An 18,174-nucleotide genomic window follows, 5' to 3' on the forward strand; every position below is an offset into this window, starting at 1 on the left:
GCCGACACGGTCGCCCGGGCCGGATTGCAACATGTTTTTCCGCCCGGGCGCCGCGTCAGAAGAGCGCGAGGAAACGGTCGGTATCGGCGGGGTCCGCGCTCCAGTCGCAGACCAGCCGCGCGGCGAGCATTTCGCCCGGATCTCCGGTCTCCAGCGTGCCGGAGACATGGTATTCGGCGCCGCCCGCCTTCAGCTTGCGGTGGAGCGCGCGGGGCATCCCGGCGAAGATCATGTTGGCCTCGCGCGGATGGAGGAGCCGCACCTGGCCGGTCGCGGCCAGCCCCTCTTCGAGGCGGCGGGCGGCGGCATTGGCGGCCCCGGCCATCTCCAGCCAGAGCCCGTCTTCGAGCGCCGCGCCGATCTGGGCGGCGAGATAGCGGTGCTTGGAGAAGAGATGCGCGCCGCGCTTGCGGCGGAAGGCGAAGTCGCGGGCCAGGGCGGGGTCGAAGAACACGGCCGCCTCCGCGCCCATCAGCCCGTTCTTGGTGCCGCCGAAGCTCAGCGCGTCCACCCCGGCCTGCCAGCTTGCCTCGGCCGGCGTGCAGCCGAGCGCGGCCACCGCATTGGCGAAGCGCGCCCCGTCCATATGGACCTTGCGGCCGAAGCGGTGGGCGATGGCGCAGAGCTCGCGCAGCTCGGCCAGAGAGTAGAGCGTGCCCTTCTCGGTGACCTGGGTGAGGCTGACCGGCCCGGGCTGGACCTGGTGCACGCCGTGGCCCTGATGGGCCTCCAGCACGGCTTCCAGGGCCTCGGGGGCGATCTTGCCGTCCGGCCCGTCGATCAGGGTCAGCTTGGCGCCGGCCGAGAAGAATTCCGGCGCCCCGCATTCGTCCTCCTCGATATGGGCGGTGCGGGCGCAGAACACGGTTTCCCAGGGCGCGGCCATCGCGGCGAGGATCAGCGCATTCGCCGCCGTGCCGGTGCCGACCAGGAAGGCCGCGGCACCGGGAGCCTCCAGCGCGGCAAGAAGCGCGCCGGTCGCGGCGGCGGTCAGATCGTCGGCGCCGTAGCTCGGCGCATGGCCCTGATTGGCGCGGATCAGCGCCTCCATCACCTTTGGATGGACCGGACCGGCATTGTCGGAGGCGAAATGCATCTCAGAGATCCTCGATGATGTAGTCTTCCCAGTCGTCTTCATCGACTTCGTATTCCGGCACGGTCCAGCCCTGGACGGACATGCCCTCCTGGTGGACGGTGTCGCGCGAGCCCGAGACCAGGTAGTGCCAGTCGGGCAGGGGGCGGCCGAGATGGACCAGCCGGTAGGCGCAGGTCGAGGGCAGCCAGTAGGCCACGTCCTTCAGCGCGCTCGGGGTCAGCACCACGCATTCCGGCACGATCTGCTTGCGGATCTCGTATTTCGAGCAGAGGCAGGTCTCGTCGTCGAGCAGGCGGCAGGCGACGCGGGTGAAGGCGACCTCGCCGGTATCGGCATCCTCGAGCTTGTTCAGGCAGCACTTGCCGCAGCCGTCGCAGAGCGCTTCCCACTCCTCGCGGGTCATCTTCGCGGGCGGGACGGTCTTCCAGAAATTGGGTCGCATCCCGTGTCTCCCGGTTGCGTGAGTGGGGTCAGAGCGCCGCAAGGATGCCGCGGGCGGTGTCGCTGTCGCGGTCCATCTGGGCGATGAGGGCGTCGAGCCCGTCGAATTTCTGCTCGCTTCTGAGCCAGGAAACCAGCGCCACCGACACGTGGCGGCCGTAGAGGTCGCCGGAGAAGTCGAAGATATGGGTCTCCAGATTGGCCTTGTTCTCGCCGAACATCGGCCGCACGCCAAGGCTGGCCACGCCGCGATAGGTGCCGCGGTCGGGGCCCGAGAGCACGTCGACCAGCACGGCATAGACGCCGAAGCGCGGCAGGTGCAGCCCGTCGAGCGACATGTTCGCGGTGCGGTAGCCCAGTTCGCGGCCGCGCTTCTCGCCATGGATCACCGGCCCCTCGATGCGGTGCCAGTGGCCCAGCATGGCGCGGGCCTCCTCGGTGCGGCCCTGCTCCAGCGCGATGCGGATCGCCGTGGAGGAGACCGAGCGCGACTCTGCCGCCAGGAGCGGCGCGACGGTGGTGCCGTAGCCGAAGCGGCGGCCGAATTCCTCCAGCATCGCGACATTGCCCTCGCGGCCATGGCCGAAGCGGAAATCGGCGCCGACCACGACATGGCGCAGCCCGAGCCCGCGCGCCAGCACGTCGCGGGCGAAATCCTCGGCCGAGAGCGCGGCCAGCTCCTTCGAGAAGGGCAGCTGGTAGAGCCGCTCCACCCCGATCTTGGCCAGGCGGTTGGCCTTGGCCTCGGCATTCATCAGCCGGAAGGGCGGGGCGTCGGGGGCGAAGACCTCGCGCGGATGCGGCTCGAAGGTGACGATGCCCAGGGGCGCGCCGAGCGAGCGGGCGGCCTCGCGGGCCAGGCCGATCACCTTCTGGTGGCCCAGATGGACGCCGTCGAAATTGCCGATCGCAGCGCTCGCGCCGCGATCGTCTCCGCTCAGGTCTTGGAATTGCTGCAGGATCCGCATGCCGGTCGCTTACCCCCGGCGCGGGGGCGTTTCAAGCGGCAGGCGGCCGCGGCCGCCGCGCGGACGCAGATGTGACCGCAAGGCGTCAGCCGCGGGCCGGGGCCAGCACGGTTGCCTCTCCGCTGATCACCTTCTGATCGCCGACCACGGCCTCGCAGGAGAGGATCACGCGCTTTTTCTCGGGCACGATCTCCTTGACGGTGACCGTGGCGGTGACCTCCTCGCCGATCTTGACCGGGGCGAGGAATTTCAGCGTCTGGCCGAGATAGATCGTGCCATGGCCGGGCAGGCGCTCGCCCAGAAGCGCCGAGAACAGGCTGGCCGACAGCATGCCATGGGCGATGCACTGGCCGAAGATCGAGGCCTTGCCCGCCGCTTCGTCGAGATGGATCGGATTGCGGTCCTCGGAGACATCTGCGAATTTCTGCACCAGCTCCGGGGTGACGAGCTTGGTCAGGCTGCGGCTGTCGCCGATCTTCAGGTCTTCCAGATACACGGTGCCGACTTCGGTCATGGCGTCCTCGTCCTTTCCTGTCTGCTGCGGGCTGGTTAGGCCGGGGCGGGCCCCGGCGCAACGGCCCGCCCTAGCGGAGCCGACCAATGGCGTAGGTCGGGCTCATCTCGATCTCGCCCAGATAGGCCTCGAGCTTCTCCGGGTCGGGATGCTCTGCCGTGCCGGTCTGCGCCGCGGCCAGCCCGCCGGTGACGAAGAGCGTGTCGTAGTCCTCGGCGATCCCGCCCTTCACGTCGGTCGCGGGGCCGTCGCCGATCACCAGAACGCGGTCGTCGGAAATGCGCCCCAGCCCGGTCAGGCGGCGCCGCGCCAGGTCGTAGATCGGCGGATGCGGCTTGCCGAAATAGTAGGAGCGCCCGCCCAGCTCGGTATAGAGCTCGGCAATTGCGCCCGCGCAGAAGATCCGCGTCTCGCCGCGGTCGACCACCACGTCGGGATTGGCGCATAGAAGCGGCAGCCCGGCCTGCTTGGCGAGCATCAGCCGCGCCTTGTAGTCCTCGGGCGTCTCGGTGTCGTCATTGTCGAGCCCGGTGCAGACGATCCCCTCGGCCTCGTCGAGCGGCACGCGGCGGATCTCCGTCTCGCCCTGGATGTCGGGCTCCATGTCGGTGAAGAAGGGCAGGTCGCGCTCGGGGCCGATATGGTGGACCCTGGTGCCGAACTGGCCGGCGGTCATCGCGGCCTGGGCGGCATCGCCCGAGGTCGCGACCTCGTCCCAGGCGTCGCGCGGCACGCCGAGCTCGTCGAGCTGCAGGATCACCTGCGATTTCGGCCGCGGCGAATTGGTCAGCAGAAGCACCTTGCCGCCCTGGGCGCGGTAGGCCTGCAGCGCGGCGACGGCCTCGGGGAAGGCGGTGACGCCGTTATGCAGGCAGCCCCAGAGATCGCAGAGCACGGCGTCGTAGGAGGCGCCGATCTCGGCGAGGGCACGGATGATCTGGCTCATGGTCGGTTCCCGCATTTGCCTCGGTTGCGTCCCGTGCCTATGCGAATTCCGCCCCGGAGGACAGCGGGCTTTGCCCCGCAAAGGGTCGCAGATCCGGCCGGGCCCGCAAAAGGAAAGGGGGCCGGTCGATGCCGGCCCCCTCGGAATTCGGTCCCTGCGGCAGCGCTCAGAGCGCCAGCGACGGGATGATCTGCTTCTTGCGGGACATGATGCCCGGCAGCACGACGCTGTCGCCCTCGACGGTCGCGCCGAAGCTCTTCTCGGCGACGGTCTTGACGGTGTCGTTCGGCACCAGCAGCGTGGCCTCTTCCTTCAGGATGTCGACGATGAACAGCAGCACTTCGTCGACGCCGTCTTCCTTGGCGACATCGGGCATCGAGGCCATCAGCGACGCCTTGCGGCCCAGCGGGATCTCCGGCGCGGTGGTTTCCAGCACGGAGACGCGGAAATTGGTGCCCGCGACCTCGTATTTCTTCGAGTCCATGCGGATCAGCTCGGCATCGGAGAAGGCGGAGACGTCGGATTTCGCGGCGAACATCTCGGCGGCATAGCTGCCGATGGCGATGTTCAGCTCGGAGGCCAGCTTCTCGGCCAGCGCCTTGTCGGTCTCGGTGGTGGTCGGGCTGCGGAATTCCAGCGTGTCCGACAGGATGCAGCTGAGCATCGCGCCCTTGATGTTGTCGGGCATCTTGGCCGCGTCATCGCCCATCAGGTCGTACATGATGGTCGCGGTGCAGGCCAGCGGACGGATGGTGATGTCGATCGGGCCCTTGGTCTCGATGCCGCCGACCAGCTTGTGGTGGTCGATGATCGCCAGGATGTCGGTCCCGTTGATGCCCTCGGGCAGCTCGGCGGGGTTGTTGGTGTCGACGATCACGACCGGCTCGCCCTCGGCGACGGTGTCGATGATCTCCGGCTTCTCGAAGCCCCATTTCTCCAGCACGAAGGCGGCTTCGGTATTCGGTTCGCCGAGCAGCTTGGCTTCGGCCGGGGTGCCCTTCACGTCCGACAGGTACCAGGCCCAGATCAGCGGCGATCCGGTGGAGTCGGTGTCGGGGGCCTGATGGCCGAAAACTTTGATGGTCATCTTGTCCTGTCCTTGAATCGGAGGTGCCTGGCGGCGCTTTTACACTGCGGGACGGGGCCGTAAACAGGGGGGCAGGTCGCCGCAGTGGCCTTTGGGCAAATGCCGGCCGCGGGAGGCCGGGTTCGGGGGTTCCTCTCGGGGCGAAGCTTCACTACTCTCGGGGTCCTGTTTTGTCCTGCGAACCGGTGGAAGAGGCGAAAATGCACGCGCAATTGCATGTCCAGGTCATCAATCTGGAGGGCAGCCGGGACCGCCTGGCGGCCGCCTCGGCGCATCTGGAGGCCGCGGGACTCGAATTCGAGCGCTGCCCGGCCTTCGACGGCCGCGGGAAGGCGCCGCGCGAGCTGCCGGGCTACTACCCGCCGCTCGACACGCTGTGGAACGGCACGCGGCTTTCCGGCGGCGAGGTCGGCTGCTACCTGTCGCATCTCGACGCCGCGCGCCGCTTTCTCGAGAGCGGCAAGTCCTACGGGCTGGTCTTCGAGGACGACATGCACCTGACCCCGGCCTTTCCGGCCGTGCTGGAGGCGCTCCTGTCCGAGCTCGATGCCGGACGGCTGCCCGGCTGGCGGCTGATCAATCTCGGCGCCACGGTGAAGCCGAATTTCCGCCGCAGCAAATGGCCGCTGGCCACGGAGGACGGGATCGAGCTCTGCGACTGCTTCGACTTCCCGCTCTTCATGCACGGGCTCCTGTGGTCGCGGGAGGGTGCGGAGCGCTTCCTGCGGCGCGGATCGCTGATCCTCGGCACGGTCGACAACTGGACGCGGACGGATTGCGCGATCCACGGCCATGGCTACTGCCTGTCCGTGCCGATCGTGCTGCAGCAATCCACCGCGGGCAGCATCATCGAGACCCAGCCGGAGCGCATCGCGCTGTGGCAGCAGGGCGGCAAGAGCGGCTGGTGGAAGTTCCGCAGCACCTGGCGGTCGAGATGGCGCCGCTACTGGGGCATGCGCCGGAGCCGCCAGCGGGCATCCTGACCGGGACCGCCTGGTCCGGGCTGCCGTGCCCGGTCCCATTCGGGGCCGTCCCGCCGTCCTGGGCGCGCTTCCGCGGTGCTGCAATGCCAGGAACGCGACCGGGCCCGCGGCGTCGGGCTAGCCGCCGTTCTCCGGCGCGCCCTGCCGCGACCAGTTCCTGTCCCGCCAGTCCTGCGCGGAGCTGCCCCCCTGGCGATCGCGCCAGTTCCCGCCCTGCCAGCGTCCGTCCGTCCTGCCCGTGTCCCGGTCGTCGGGCGGATGGCCATGGCCGTTCTGCCCGCCCTGGCCCTGCCGGAACCGGGTCCCGTCCGGATCGAGGTAGTAGCGGCGATAGTCCCGTCCTGCCGGAGCGGCGCCATCCCTGCCATTCCCGGGACGCTGATAGCCGGGCTGTGATCCGCCGTCCCGCGGCCGGGGCGAATAGCGGCGATAGTCCCTTCCGTCCGGGATAGCGCCGTCCCTGCCATTCCCGGGGTTCTGAGTGCCTGGCCAGTCCCGCCGGGAGCCGCGGTCCTCCGGCCGGGGCGCGTACCAACCGTCCGGCGCCTGGCCGTATCCGCGGCCATCCTGCCCGCCATTGCGGGGCCGGTCCTGACCGGAGCGATTCCGGTCGGGCCAGTGCTGATCGGGCTGTTCCTGATTGGGCCGTTCCTGATTGGGCCAGCTCCGTTCAGGCCGGTCCTGCGGCGGCCAGTCCCGGCCGGACCAGTCCCGCGGAGGCCTGTCGCGATCCGGGGGCCAGCGCGGGGGCGGCGGCCAGCGCGGCGGGGGCGGGGGGCGGTCCTCGGGGCCGATCTCCTCGGCGAAGGCGGAATTGAGCCAGCCCTCCGTCCAGCGGCCGTCGCGGCGCAGCGCGACCTTCACCCAGTTGCCGCGGCGCTCCAGCACCGGCAGCTCCTCGCCCTTGTAGGCGGTCTCGGCCGCCGGGAATGCCGTGCCGGGCCCTTCGCGCAGCACGATCTGGACGGGGCGGATCCGCAGCATCTCGCCCCCGCCGCCGGGGAAGGCGGCGGCCGGCAGGAGGCAGGCCAGGAACAGGGCGAGGCAGAGGCGGATCATGCCCTCCGGCCTAGGCCGCCGGAGTTAAGAATCCACTAGCGGAAGCCGGGCTCAGCCCATCCGCTCGGAGGCGTAGCCGCCCGGCGAGGCGGGGAAGACGACCGTCTTCGATCCGTTGAGGAAGACCCGGTGGTTGATATGGGCATGCACGGCGCGGGCCAGCACCTGGCTTTCCACGTCGCGGCCGAGGCTGACATAGTCGGCCGGGCTCTGGGCATGGCTCACCCGCACGGTGTCCTGTTCGATGATCGGGCCCTCGTCGAGCACGGCGGTGACGTAATGCGCGGTCGCGCCGATCAGCTTCACCCCGCGCTGATAGGCCTGCTTGTAGGGATTGGCGCCCTTGAAGCTCGGCAGGAAGGAATGGTGGATGTTGATGATCCGCCCCGACATCTTGGTGCACATCTCGTCCGAGAGGATCTGCATGTAGCGGGCCAGCACCACCAGGTCAGTGTCCGAGCGCTCGATGATGCGCATGATCTGCGCCTCGGCCTGGGGCTTGTTCTCCTTCGTCACCTCGACATGGTGGAAGGGGATGTCGTGGTTCACGACCAGCTTCTGGTAGTCCATGTGGTTCGAGATCACGCCGCAGATGTTCACCGGCAGCCCGCCGATCCGCCAGCGGTAGAGCAGGTCGTTCAGGCAGTGGCCGAAGCGGCTGACCATGATCAGCACGTTGGGACGCTCGTCGCCGTCGAAGAACTCGGCCGCCATGCCGAACTCGGCGGCCACGGCGGCGAAGGCGTCGCGCAGGGCGGGCAGTCCGGCGCCGGTTTCGGAGGCGAAGCTCACGCGCATGAAGAACCGCCCGGTTTCGGGATCGTCGAACTGGGCCGAGTCGGTGATGTTGCAGCCATGCTCGGCCAGGAAGGTGGCGATGGCGGCGACGATCCCGCGGCGGGACGGGCAGGTGACGGTGACGACATAGTCGGACATGGGCGGGTCTCCGGCAGGTAGCTGCCACCGCCTAGCGCGATCGGGCCCGGGCTGCCATAGCCAATCGGCCCGCCGGGCGGGGGCCGGACGGAAATCCCCACTGGCCAGGCCGGGGTCGCCGGGCCCAGGATCGTCCCGAGAAACCAAGGGGGGCGACATGGCCACATTCTATCTTTTCGGAAGCTCGCAGGCGCAGCGCACGCTGAATGCGGGGGAGGTCGGCTTCGTCGCCGAGGGCGCCAGCCTGGCGCTGCAGGACGATGCCGTCGTGGTGAACGGCAATGCCGATCTGGCGATCTTCGGGACGGTCTTCAGCGGCGACGACAACGGCATCAACCAGCAGTCGGCGCAGTTCCGGCTGAGTGTCGGCGCCACCGGCCAGCTGGTGTCGCAGTCGCTCTACGGGCTCTATTCGCGCTTCACCTCCCTGCTGACGGTGGAGAATGCGGGCTACGTCTCGGGCTACTACTACGGTCTCTACGGTCGGGTGACCGACGGGTTCGGCAATGCCTATGTGTCGAATTCCGGCATGATCACCTCGGTCGTCGGCTCCGCGGTGTGGCTGCAGCCGGGCACGGGCAGCGCCTATCTGACCAATAGCGGCACGATCCAGGGCTATGCCGGCGTCCAGATCGTCGGCGACGTGTCGCAGATCACCAATAGCGGCACGATCGCGGCGCTCGGCGCGCCGTGCGGCTTCGGCTGGGCGATCTCGGGCGGGTCGGAGCGCGACGCGATCGACAATTCCGGGACGATCCTCGGGCGGGTCGACACGCAGAGCGGAGACGACGAGATCTGGAACACCGGCAGCATGCAGCAGCTCCAGACGGGCGCGGGCAGCGACGTTGTCATGAGCGTCGGCGGGACCATGGGCGATGTCGCGATGGGCGATGATGACGACCGGTTCCGCAATGCCGGCGCGGCGGGGCGCGTGGATCTCGACGCGGGGAACGATGTCTATGACGGGCGCGGGGGCAAGGCCGAGTCTGTCTCGGGCGGCGACGGCGACGACACCCTGACCGGCGGGGATGGCGACGACCTTCTGGCCGGCGGGGCCGGCGGCGACGACCTGCGGGGCGGGGACGGCGACGACACGCTGGATGGCGGGCTCAACAGCGACTTGCTGGTCGGTGGGCGCGGCAACGACGAGATTGGCGGTGGTCTGGGCTTCGACGTGCTGCGGGGATTCGCGGGCGACGACACGCTGCGCGGCGGTGGCGGCAGCGACATCCTGGAGGGCAACAAGGGCGACGACATGCTCGACGGCGGCGGCGGCGCCGATACCTTCGTCTTCTCGGCCGGCGACGGCTTCGACACGGTGGCCGATTTCCAGGACGGCACCGACCTGATCGACCTCACGGCGCTGGCCCTCACCGGCTACGGAGCGAGCCTGTCCGCCCATGCCGTTGAGACGGCGGGCGGCGTGCTGATCGATCTTTCGGAGACCTACGGCCTTTCGATCCTGCTCCGGGGCGTGGCCGAGGCGGATCTGTCCAACGCCGACTTCCTGTTCTAGGGCGTCCCGGGCAGGGAATCGCCGGTCCTCCGCCGCCCGGGTTGCAGCCGCGGCGGGGGCTGACTACCTGCTGGGCGGGGGAGGTGCCCCAGGGCGGCGGCGCGGAAATCGCGGGCCCCGCAGGCAGATGGGCGGGGCGCAGGACGATGCAGCGGATTTTGCCCGCCGGCGGACTTGACATGCGGGGGAGGTCGTGACTACCTCTCGCCGTGTTGGCACTCACCGGAGGCGAGTGCTAAAAGCGTCATAAACTCTGAGACAGGAGAGTCAGAGATGGCATTCACGCCGCTGCATGACCGTGTTCTCGTCAAGCGTGTCGAGAGCGAAGAGAAAACCAAAGGTGGCCTGATCATCCCCGACAGCGCGAAAGAAAAGCCGGCCGAAGGCCTGGTTGTCGCCTGCGGCGAAGGCGCACGCAAGGATTCCGGCGAGCTGATCGCCATGTCCGTGAAAACCGGCGACAAGGTGCTGTTCGGCAAGTGGTCCGGCACCGAAGTCACGATCGACGGCGAAGAGCTGCTGATCATGAAGGAAAGCGACATTCTCGGCATCACCGAAGCTGCGTAAGCGGCCGGCTGCCTGAGACCTTTCCAATCAACCTAGACCAACCGAACGGAGTGAGCTCCAATGGCTGCTAAAGACGTCAAGTTCAACACCGACGCCCGCAACCGCATGCTCAAGGGCGTGAACATCCTTGCAGACGCGGTGAAAGTGACCCTCGGCCCGAAAGGCCGCAACGTGGTCCTCGACAAATCCTTCGGCGCACCGCGCATCACCAAGGACGGCGTGTCCGTGGCGAAGGAAATCGAACTGGAAGACAAGTTCGAGAACATGGGCGCCCAGATGGTCCGCGAAGTCGCTTCGCGCACCAATGACGAAGCAGGCGACGGCACCACCACCGCCACCGTCCTGGCCCAGGCCATCGTCAAGGAAGGCATGAAATCGGTCGCAGCGGGCATGAACCCGATGGACCTGAAGCGCGGCATCGACCTGGCCACGCTGAAAGTCGTCGAGGCCATCAAGGCTGCCGCACGCGACGTGACCGACAGCGACGAAGTCGCCCAGGTCGGCACCATCTCCGCCAATGGCGAAGTCGAAATCGGCCGCCAGATCGCGGACGCGATGCAGAAAGTCGGCAATGACGGCGTCATCACCGTCGAAGAGAACAAAGGCCTCATCACCGAGACCGATGTCGTCGAAGGCATGCAGTTCGACCGCGGCTACCTGTCGCCGTACTTCGTGACCAACGCCGACAAGATGATCGCGGAACTCGACGACTGCATCATCCTGCTGCACGAGAAGAAGCTGTCCTCGCTGCAGCCGATGGTTCCGCTGCTCGAGTCGGTCATCCAGTCCGGCAAGCCGCTGCTGATCATCGCGGAAGACGTCGAAGGCGAAGCGCTGGCGACCCTCGTGGTCAACAAGCTGCGCGGCGGCCTGAAGATCGCAGCCGTGAAAGCACCGGGCTTCGGCGACCGCCGCAAGGCCATGCTGCAGGACATCGCGATCCTGACCGGCGGCCAGGTGATCTCGGAAGACCTCGGCATGAAGCTGGAGAATGTCACCATCGACATGCTCGGCACCGCCAAGAAAGTCTCCATCACCAAGGACGAGACCACCATCGTCGACGGTGCTGGCGAGAAGGCCGAGATCGAGGCACGCGTTGCCCAGATCCGCGCCCAGATCGAAGAGACCACCTCTGACTACGACCGCGAGAAGCTGCAGGAGCGCGTTGCGAAACTCGCAGGCGGCGTCGCAGTCATCCGCGTCGGCGGCATGACCGAAGTCGAAGTGAAAGAGCGCAAGGACCGCGTCGACGACGCTCTGAACGCGACCCGCGCAGCCGTGCAGGAAGGCGTTGTCGTCGGCGGCGGCGTTGCCCTGGTCCAGGGCGGCAAGGCTCTCGAGGGTGTCGAAGGCGCGAACGCAGACCAGAATGCCGGCATCGCCATCGTGCGCCGCGCTCTGGAAGCACCGCTGCGCCAGATCGCCGAGAACGCAGGCGTCGACGGCGCCGTCGTTGCAGGCAAGGTCCGCGAGTCCTCCGACCTGACCTTCGGCTTCAACGCGCAGACCGAAGAGTACGGCGACATGTTCAAGTTCGGCGTCATCGACCCGGCGAAAGTCGTCCGCACCGCGCTGGAAGACGCAGCCTCGGTCGCAGGCCTGCTGATCACCACCGAAGCCATGGTCGCAGACAAGCCGCAGAAGGACGCTCCGGCGGCCGGCGGCATGCCCGACATGGGCGGCATGGGCGGCATGATGTAAGACCGGGCTCCTTCGGGAAACCGGTCCGGCAACCGGCGGTTGCCTCCGCAAGGGGGCAGTCCTCCGGGCGCTAGCCGCATCGATCCGGAAAGGGTCGCCCTCGGGCGGCCCTTTCTGCATTTGCGCCGCACTGCGCCGGGCAGGGGGCGCGGCCGGGCCGGGCAAGCGCGTCCTGCGGCATCACTATCCCGCAAGGGGCCGAATTCGCCGCTTGAAACTTGGACTCCGGCCCCTTTAGCTGTGGGCGACCCGGACAGACTTTCCCGAACGGAGGCCTCCATGACGCGAATCCGACCCGATGCTGCCGCCGCCCTGCCTGCAAGAGAGCGGGGGCGCAGGACTGGCCGGATCCTCGGGGCCTCGGCGCTGGCGCTGATCGCCGCCGGCCCGCTGGCGGCGCAGGAGGACCAGGAGGTCACCGAGAGCTACGGCTATTCCAGCTTCGGCGAGCTGAAGTACCCGGCGGATTTCGACCATCTCGACTATGTCAATCCGGACGCGCCGAAGGGCGGCGAGATCTCGATCTGGGCGCAGGGCAGCTTCGACAGCTTCAACCAGTACGCGATCGCGGGCGTGCCGGCGGCGCTGAACACGATCGGCTCGGAACGGATCATGACCTCCTTCGCGGATGATCCCTACGGGCTCTACTGCCTGATGTGCACCTCGCTGGAATACCCCGCGGACCTCAGCTGGGTGATCTTCCATCTGCGCGACGACGTCACCTTCCAGGACGGCACGCCGATGACGGCCGAGGACATCGCCTTCACCTCGAACCTGTTCATGACCCAGGGCATCCCGGAATACCGCCGCATCGTGGAGAACTTCTACGACAAGGTGGAGGTGATCGACCCCTACACGATCAAGTTCACCTTCAATCCCGAAAGCTCGGTGCGCGACCGGATCGGCCTGGCGGGCTCGACCCCGGCCTTCTCGAAGAAATGGTTCGAGGAGCGCGGCCAGCGGCTCGACGAGTCGACGCTGGAGCCGTTCATGTCGACCGGCGCCTACATGCTCGACAGCTACGACTTCAACCGCCGCGTGGTCTACAAGCGCAATCCCGACTACTGGGCCGAGGATCTGCCGGTCTCCAAGGGGCGCAACAATTTCGACCGCATCCGCGTCGAGTACTTCGCCGACACCTCTGCCGCCTTCGAGGGGTTCAAGTCGGGCGAGTACACCTTCCGGATCGAGGACAAGGCGCAGAACTGGGCCGAGAGCTACAATTTCCCCAATGTCCAGAACGGCGCCGTGAAGCAGGAAGAGATCGCCGACGGCAATGTCGGCTACCACCTGGCCTGGGTGTTCAATCTCGACCGTCCGAAATGGCAGGACAAGCGGGTCCGCGAAGCGATCAGCCTCGCCTTCAACTTCGAATGGACCAACCGGACGATCTTCTACGATCTCTACAAGCAGCCGGTGTCGTTCTGGGACGGCACCGACCTGGCCGCGACCGGTACGCCCTCGGAGGGCGAGGCCGCGCTCCTGCAGCCGCTGGTCGAGGAGGGGCTCTTCGGCGAGGACATCCTGACCGGCGAGGCAGTGGCCCCCGCCGCGCATGAGCCCGACAGCAACCGGCTGTCGCGCCGGACGCTGCGCGAGGCCGGGAACCTGCTGGAGGAGGCGGGCTGGAAGATCGGCGATGACGGCATCCGCCGCAATGCCGAGGGCCAGCCGCTGGAGCTGGTCATCATCCAGACCAACCCGACCTATGACCGCATGGTGAACCCGTTCCTGCAGAACCTGCAGCTGATGGGCATCCAGGGCCGGCTGGAGCGGGTCGACACCTCGCAATATGTCGAGCGCCGCCGCTCGGGCAATTTCGACCTCGCCAACCAGGGCTTCACGATGGATTTCGAGCCGTCGCTGGGCCTCTACCAGTGGTTCGGCTCGCAGACCGCCGACAACAGCTCGCGCAACCTGATGCGGCTGCGCGACGAGGGCGTCGACCGGCTGATCGCCACGGCGGTCGGCGCGACATCGCTCGAGGATCTGAAGACCGCGACGCGGGCGCTCGACCGGGCGCTGCGCTACACCCGCTTCGACATCCCGCTGTGGTACAACGACAAGAGCTTCGTGGCCTATTACGACATCTACGGCCATCCCGGCACCATGCCGCCGCTCGATCTCGGCCAGTTCGATTTCTGGTGGTACGACCAGGAGAAGGCCGATGCCCTCAAAGCCAAGGGGGTCCTGAGGTAGGCCGGCCATGGGAAGCTACATCCTGCGGCGCCTGGCGCTGATCATCCCGACCCTGATCGGGATCATGCTGATCAATTTCGTCCTGACCCAGTTCGTCCCCGGCGGACCGGTGGAGCAGATCATCGCCCGCATCGAAGGGCAGGGGGACGCCTTCTCGGCGATCTCCGGCTCGGGCGACATGGGCACCCAGATGACCCCGGAGGCCGGCGGCGGCAGCGACAAGTACCTTGGCGCCCGCGGCCTGCCGCCGGATTTCATCGAGGAGCTGGAAAAGCAGTTCGGCTTCGACAAGCCCGCCTGGCAGCGCTTCCTGACCATGCTGTGGAACTACGCCCAGTTCGATTTCGGCGAGAGCTACTTCCGCTCGATCTCGGTGGTGGACCTGGTGCTGGAGAAGATGCCGGTGTCGATCTCGCTGGGGCTCTGGTCGACGCTGATCGCCTACCTGATCTCGATCCCGCTGGGCATCCGCAAGGCGGTGCAGGACGGGTCGCGCTTCGACACCTGGACGAGCGGCGCGATCATCGTCGGCTACGCGATCCCGGGCTTCCTCTTCGCGATCCTGCTGCTGGTGCTCTTCGCGGGGGGCAGCTACTTCCAGTGGTTCCCGCTGCGCGGCCTGCATTCCGACGGCTGGGAGCAGATGAGCTTCCCCCGCCAGGTGGCCGACTACTTCTGGCATATCGCGCTGCCGGTGCTGGCCTCGACCATCGCCTCCTTCGCGACGCTGACGCTGCTGACCAAGAACAGCTTCCTCGACGAGATCAAGAAGCAGTACGTGGTCACCGCCCGCGCCAAGGGGCTGGACGAAAGCCGCGTGCTCTACGGCCATGTCTTCCGCAACGCGATGCTGATCGTGATCGCGGGCTTCCCGGGGCTCTTCGTCTCGGTCTTCTTCGGTTCCTCGCTGATCATCGAGACGATCTTCTCGCTCGACGGGCTGGGGAGGCTGGGCTACGAGGCGGCGATCAGCCGGGACTATCCGGTGATCTTCGGGACGCTCTACGTCTTCGGCCTGATCGGTCTGGTGGTGACGCTGCTTTCGGACCTGATGTATGTCTGGATCGATCCCAGGATCGATTTCGAAAGCCGGGAGACCTGAGATGGCCGCCACCGACATGGAGATCCCGCGCCAGGGCCGGATCTCGCCGCTCAACCGGCGCCGGCTGCGGAACTTCCGCGCCAATTCCCGGGCCTTCTGGTCGCTCGTGATCTTCAGCGTGCTGTTCTTCGTCTCGCTCTTCGCCGAGTTCCTGGCGAACGACAAGCCGATCCTGGTACGCTTCGAGGGCGCCTTCTACACGCCGATCTTCAACTTCTACCCCGAGACGGCCTTCGGCGGCGACTTCCGCACCGAGGCGGTCTACCGCGACATCGAGGTGCAGTGCCTGATCATCGCGGCGGGCTCGGAGGCGTGCTGGGACGATCCCGAGGGCGTCATCGAGGAGGTCCGCAGCGACGGCACCGTGCTCGGCGAGCCGGTGCAGCGCGGCTGGCTGCTGTGGCCGCTGATCCCCTACAGCTACAACACCGTCAACGACATCTCGGGCACCGCGCCCTCGCCGCCGGACGCGCAGCACTGGCTGGGCACCGATGACACCGCACGCGACGTGCTGGCGCGGGTGATCTACGGCTTCCGGCTGTCGGTGCTCTTCGCGCTGGCGGTGACGGCCCTGACCTCGGTCATCGGCGTCGCGGCCGGGGCGGTGCAGGGCTTCTTCGGCGGCTGGACCGACCTGATCTTCCAGCGGGTGATCGAGATCTGGGGGGCGACCCCGCAGCTCTACATCATCATCATCGTGGCGGCGATCTTCCAGATGAACTTCTGGCTTCTTGTCGTGCTGATGACGCTCTTCGGCTGGACGGCACTGGTCGGCGTGGTCCGGGCCGAGTTCCTGCGCGCGCGGAATTTCGAGTATGTCCGCGCGGCACGGGCGCTCGGCGTGTCGAACCTGACGATCATGTTCCGCCATGTTTTGCCCAATGCCATGGTGGCGACGCTGACCATGCTGCCCTTCGTCATCACCTCGACGCTCGGCGGGCTCGCCACGCTCGACTTCCTCGGCTTCGGCCTGCCGTCCTCGGCGCCCTCGCTGGGCGAGCTGACGCTGCAGGCCAAGCAGAACCTGCAGGCCTACTGGCTCGGCTTCACCGCCTTCTTCACCTTCGCGATCATGCTGTCGCTGCTGGTCTTCGTCTTCGAGGGGGTCCGCGACGCCTTCGACCCGCGGAAGACCTTCGCATGACCGGGGCGGTGCACGGGCGCATGGCGGCAATGGCCGCCTGGTACGGGTCGCTGACCATCATCGGCGGCTGCCTGGCCATCGCGGTGAGCGAGCTGCGCGCCAGCATGGCGGATGCGCCGCCGGACTGGGTCGACGAGGCGATCGCCTCGGCCGGGCTCCTGCTGCCGGTGCTCTGCGCGGGGATCGGGCTCCGGCTGCATCTGCGGCTCGGCCGCCTGCCGGGGCCGGTCGTGCAGACCGCCGTCTGGGCGCTTGCCGCCTGCATTTTCCTTCTGACATGGGTGCTGATCGGCCAATGACGCGCGACACGATCCTCAAGGTCAGCGACCTCCGGGTCGCCTTCTCGCAGGACGGCAAGCTGCATGACGCCGTCAAGGGCGTGGGCTTCGACGTCGCCAAGGGCGAGACCGTCGCGCTGGTCGGCGAAAGCGGCTCGGGCAAGTCGGTGACGGCGCTCTCGACGGTGTCGCTCCTGGGCGACAACGCCCGCGTCTCGGGCTCGATCACCTACAAGGGCCGCGAGATGGTCGGCGCCGGCAAGGCGTCGCTGCGCGAGATCCGCGGCAACGACATCAGCTTCATCTTCCAGGAGCCGATGACCTCGCTCAACCCGCTGCACACGCTGGAGAAGCAGATCGCCGAGAGCCTGGCGCTGCACCAGGGGCTGACCGGGGCCAAGGCGCGGGAGCGGATCCTCGAGCTGCTCGACAAGGTGGGGATCGTCGACCCGGCCTCGCGGCTCTCGGCCTATCCCCACCAGCTGTCCGGCGGGCAGCGGCAGCGGGTGATGATCGCCATGGCGCTGGCCAACCGGCCGGAACTGCTGATCGCCGACGAGCCGACCACCGCGCTCGACGTGACGATCCAGGCGCAGATCCTCGACCTGCTGGCCGAGCTGAAGCGCGAGGAGGGGCTTTCCATGCTCTTCATCACCCATGACCTCGGCATCGTGCGCCGCTTCGCCGACCGGGTCTGCGTGATGAAGGACGGCGAGATCGTCGAGACCGGCCGGACCGCCGAGATCTTCGCCGATCCGCAGCACCCCTATACCCGCAAGCTGCTGGCGGCGGAGCCCGCGGGCCTGCCCGATCCGGTGCCCGCCGATGCCGCGGAGGTGGTGAAGACCGACCATCTGCGGGTCTGGTTCCCGATCACCGCGGGCTTCATGCGCAAGACCATCGGCCATGTGAAGGCCGTCAATGCCGCCGCGCTGTCGGTGCGCCAGGGCGAGACCGTCGGCATCGTCGGCGAATCCGGCTCGGGCAAGACCACGCTGGCGCTGGCGCTGATGCGGCTGGTCGGCTCCGAGGGCCGCATCCTCTTCGAGGGCACCGACATCCAGGGCTGGAAGTCGAAGCAGCTGCGCCCGGTCCGGCGCGACATGCAGATCGTCTTCCAGGATCCTTTCGGATCGCTGAGCCCGCGGATGAATATCGGCCAGATCATCGGCGAGGGGCTGGGCGTGCACGGCACCGAGAAGGGCCGCCGGGCCGAGGATGTCGTCGCCGAGATGCTGACCGAGGTCGGTCTCTCGCCCGCGATGATGCACCGCTATCCGCATGAATTCTCGGGCGGGCAGCGCCAGCGCATCGCCATCGCCCGGGCCATGGTGCTGAAGCCCAAGCTCGTCGTGCTCGACGAGCCGACTTCGGCGCTCGACATGACGGTGCAGGTGCAGATCGTCGAGCTGCTGCGGCGGCTGCAGGCCAAGTACCGGCTGGGCTACCTGTTCATCAGCCACGACCTGCGGGTGGTGCGGGCGCTGAGCCACAAGGTCATCGTGATGAAGCGCGGCGACATCGTCGAGGCGGGCGACAGCGCGGCGGTCTTCGACCGTCCCGAGAGCGCCTATACCAGGGAATTGATGGCCGCGGCTTTCGCCAAGAGCGAGGCCGCGGCCGTGACGGCCTAGGGG

The 18,174-nt window shown here is 67.7% G+C and carries 17 protein-coding genes; 9 read left to right on the forward strand and 8 right to left on the reverse strand.

Annotated features, from left to right (window positions below; translation table 11 throughout):
* Positions 1 to 55 precede the first annotated feature (55 nt).
* The 6 genes from FGX59_RS22890 to FGX59_RS22915 form a co-directional block, all read right to left on the reverse strand.
* The gene (locus FGX59_RS22890) at positions 56 to 1,096 is read right to left on the reverse strand and encodes a low specificity L-threonine aldolase (RefSeq protein WP_138469452.1); all 1,041 of its coding nucleotides are present in this window, start codon (positions 1,094 to 1,096) and stop codon (positions 56 to 58) included.
* A gap of 1 nt (position 1,097) precedes the next feature.
* Positions 1,098 to 1,538, reverse strand: coding sequence for a YcgN family cysteine cluster protein (locus FGX59_RS22895; protein WP_138469453.1), 441 nt, complete (start codon positions 1,536 to 1,538; stop codon positions 1,098 to 1,100).
* Between the two features lie 28 nt (positions 1,539 to 1,566).
* A complete protein-coding gene (locus tag FGX59_RS22900) occupies positions 1,567 to 2,505 on the reverse strand; it encodes a bifunctional riboflavin kinase/FAD synthetase (RefSeq protein WP_138469454.1) in 939 nt (312 codons plus the stop codon).
* Positions 2,506 to 2,590: 85 nt separating this feature from the next.
* Positions 2,591 to 3,019 carry a MaoC family dehydratase gene (locus tag FGX59_RS22905; RefSeq protein ID WP_138469455.1) on the reverse strand — a complete coding sequence of 143 codons (429 nt, stop codon included), beginning with the start codon at positions 3,017 to 3,019 and terminating at the stop codon, positions 2,591 to 2,593.
* Between the two features lie 70 nt (positions 3,020 to 3,089).
* The gene (locus FGX59_RS22910) at positions 3,090 to 3,965 is read right to left on the reverse strand and encodes a TIGR01459 family HAD-type hydrolase (RefSeq protein ID WP_138469456.1); all 876 of its coding nucleotides are present in this window, start codon (positions 3,963 to 3,965) and stop codon (positions 3,090 to 3,092) included.
* Between the two features lie 166 nt (positions 3,966 to 4,131).
* Positions 4,132 to 5,052, reverse strand: coding sequence for a manganese-dependent inorganic pyrophosphatase (locus tag FGX59_RS22915; protein ID WP_138469457.1), 921 nt, complete (start codon positions 5,050 to 5,052; stop codon positions 4,132 to 4,134).
* Between the two features lie 200 nt (positions 5,053 to 5,252).
* Between FGX59_RS22915 and FGX59_RS22920 the strand changes: the two genes are divergently transcribed.
* Positions 5,253 to 6,035: a glycosyltransferase family 25 protein gene (locus FGX59_RS22920; protein ID WP_138469458.1), complete on the forward strand. Its 783-nt coding sequence runs from the start codon at positions 5,253 to 5,255 to the stop codon at positions 6,033 to 6,035.
* Between the two features lie 117 nt (positions 6,036 to 6,152).
* Here FGX59_RS22920 and FGX59_RS22925 read toward each other — a convergent pair whose 3' ends face one another.
* The gene (locus tag FGX59_RS22925; protein ID WP_138469459.1) at positions 6,153 to 7,094 is read right to left on the reverse strand and encodes an SH3 domain-containing protein; all 942 of its coding nucleotides are present in this window, start codon (positions 7,092 to 7,094) and stop codon (positions 6,153 to 6,155) included.
* Positions 7,095 to 7,145: 51 nt separating this feature from the next.
* Complete coding sequence (gene purU, locus FGX59_RS22930) at positions 7,146 to 8,030, reverse strand: formyltetrahydrofolate deformylase (protein WP_138469460.1); 885 nt, start codon at positions 8,028 to 8,030, stop codon at positions 7,146 to 7,148.
* A 157-nt stretch (positions 8,031 to 8,187) separates the two neighbouring features.
* Between purU and FGX59_RS22935 the strand changes: the two genes are divergently transcribed.
* The 8 genes from FGX59_RS22935 to FGX59_RS22970 all read left to right on the forward strand — a co-directional run bounded on the left by FGX59_RS22935 (position 8,188) and on the right by FGX59_RS22970 (position 18,171).
* The gene (locus FGX59_RS22935) at positions 8,188 to 9,546 is read left to right on the forward strand and encodes a calcium-binding protein (protein WP_138469461.1); all 1,359 of its coding nucleotides are present in this window, start codon (positions 8,188 to 8,190) and stop codon (positions 9,544 to 9,546) included.
* A gap of 273 nt (positions 9,547 to 9,819) precedes the next feature.
* The gene (locus FGX59_RS22940) at positions 9,820 to 10,113 is read left to right on the forward strand and encodes a co-chaperone GroES (RefSeq protein WP_138469462.1); all 294 of its coding nucleotides are present in this window, start codon (positions 9,820 to 9,822) and stop codon (positions 10,111 to 10,113) included.
* 60 nt (positions 10,114 to 10,173) lie between these two features.
* Positions 10,174 to 11,814, forward strand: coding sequence for a chaperonin GroEL (gene groL, locus FGX59_RS22945; protein ID WP_138469463.1), 1,641 nt, complete (start codon positions 10,174 to 10,176; stop codon positions 11,812 to 11,814).
* A 279-nt stretch (positions 11,815 to 12,093) separates the two neighbouring features.
* Positions 12,094 to 14,013: an extracellular solute-binding protein gene (locus FGX59_RS22950; RefSeq protein ID WP_138469464.1), complete on the forward strand. Its 1,920-nt coding sequence runs from the start codon at positions 12,094 to 12,096 to the stop codon at positions 14,011 to 14,013.
* A gap of 7 nt (positions 14,014 to 14,020) precedes the next feature.
* Positions 14,021 to 15,115 carry a microcin C ABC transporter permease YejB gene (locus tag FGX59_RS22955; protein WP_138469465.1) on the forward strand — a complete coding sequence of 365 codons (1,095 nt, stop codon included), beginning with the start codon at positions 14,021 to 14,023 and terminating at the stop codon, positions 15,113 to 15,115.
* 1 nt (position 15,116) lies between these two features.
* Positions 15,117 to 16,259, forward strand: coding sequence for an ABC transporter permease (locus tag FGX59_RS22960; RefSeq protein WP_240722662.1), 1,143 nt, complete (start codon positions 15,117 to 15,119; stop codon positions 16,257 to 16,259).
* Entirely contained in the window at positions 16,256 to 16,558 is a 303-nt protein-coding gene (locus FGX59_RS22965) for a hypothetical protein (RefSeq protein WP_138469466.1), read from the forward strand. The genes FGX59_RS22960 and FGX59_RS22965 overlap by 4 nt, the downstream gene beginning before the upstream one ends.
* A complete protein-coding gene (locus FGX59_RS22970) occupies positions 16,555 to 18,171 on the forward strand; it encodes an ABC transporter ATP-binding protein (RefSeq protein WP_138469467.1) in 1,617 nt (538 codons plus the stop codon). Before FGX59_RS22965 ends, FGX59_RS22970 begins: the two co-directional genes overlap by 4 nt.
* Positions 18,172 to 18,174: the final 3 nt, after the last annotated feature.

Source organism: Poseidonocella sp. HB161398 (genome assembly GCF_005870025.1).
Classification (GTDB): domain Bacteria; phylum Pseudomonadota; class Alphaproteobacteria; order Rhodobacterales; family Rhodobacteraceae; genus Mangrovicoccus.

Bases quoted from the DNA above. Each gene is read 5' to 3' on its own strand.
- groL (WP_138469463.1), top strand. From the start codon at position 10,174: ATGGCTGCTAAAGACGTCAAGTTCAACACCGACGCCCGCAACCGCATG.
- FGX59_RS22905 (WP_138469455.1), bottom strand. From the start codon at position 3,019: ATGACCGAAGTCGGCACCGTGTATCTGGAAGACCTGAAGATCGGCGAC.
- FGX59_RS22925 (WP_138469459.1), bottom strand. From the start codon at position 7,094: ATGATCCGCCTCTGCCTCGCCCTGTTCCTGGCCTGCCTCCTGCCGGCC.
- FGX59_RS22900 (WP_138469454.1), bottom strand. From the start codon at position 2,505: ATGCGGATCCTGCAGCAATTCCAAGACCTGAGCGGAGACGATCGCGGC.
- FGX59_RS22890 (WP_138469452.1), bottom strand. From the start codon at position 1,096: ATGCATTTCGCCTCCGACAATGCCGGTCCGGTCCATCCAAAGGTGATG.
- FGX59_RS22940 (WP_138469462.1), top strand. From the start codon at position 9,820: ATGGCATTCACGCCGCTGCATGACCGTGTTCTCGTCAAGCGTGTCGAG.
- FGX59_RS22910 (WP_138469456.1), bottom strand. From the start codon at position 3,965: ATGAGCCAGATCATCCGTGCCCTCGCCGAGATCGGCGCCTCCTACGAC.
- FGX59_RS22950 (WP_138469464.1), top strand. From the start codon at position 12,094: ATGACGCGAATCCGACCCGATGCTGCCGCCGCCCTGCCTGCAAGAGAG.
- FGX59_RS22915 (WP_138469457.1), bottom strand. From the start codon at position 5,052: ATGACCATCAAAGTTTTCGGCCATCAGGCCCCCGACACCGACTCCACC.
- FGX59_RS22935 (WP_138469461.1), top strand. From the start codon at position 8,188: ATGGCCACATTCTATCTTTTCGGAAGCTCGCAGGCGCAGCGCACGCTG.
- FGX59_RS22965 (WP_138469466.1), top strand. From the start codon at position 16,256: ATGACCGGGGCGGTGCACGGGCGCATGGCGGCAATGGCCGCCTGGTAC.
- FGX59_RS22970 (WP_138469467.1), top strand. From the start codon at position 16,555: ATGACGCGCGACACGATCCTCAAGGTCAGCGACCTCCGGGTCGCCTTC.
- FGX59_RS22955 (WP_138469465.1), top strand. From the start codon at position 14,021: ATGGGAAGCTACATCCTGCGGCGCCTGGCGCTGATCATCCCGACCCTG.
- FGX59_RS22895 (WP_138469453.1), bottom strand. From the start codon at position 1,538: ATGCGACCCAATTTCTGGAAGACCGTCCCGCCCGCGAAGATGACCCGC.
- FGX59_RS22920 (WP_138469458.1), top strand. From the start codon at position 5,253: ATGCACGCGCAATTGCATGTCCAGGTCATCAATCTGGAGGGCAGCCGG.
- FGX59_RS22960 (WP_240722662.1), top strand. From the start codon at position 15,117: ATGGCCGCCACCGACATGGAGATCCCGCGCCAGGGCCGGATCTCGCCG.
- purU (WP_138469460.1), bottom strand. From the start codon at position 8,030: ATGTCCGACTATGTCGTCACCGTCACCTGCCCGTCCCGCCGCGGGATC.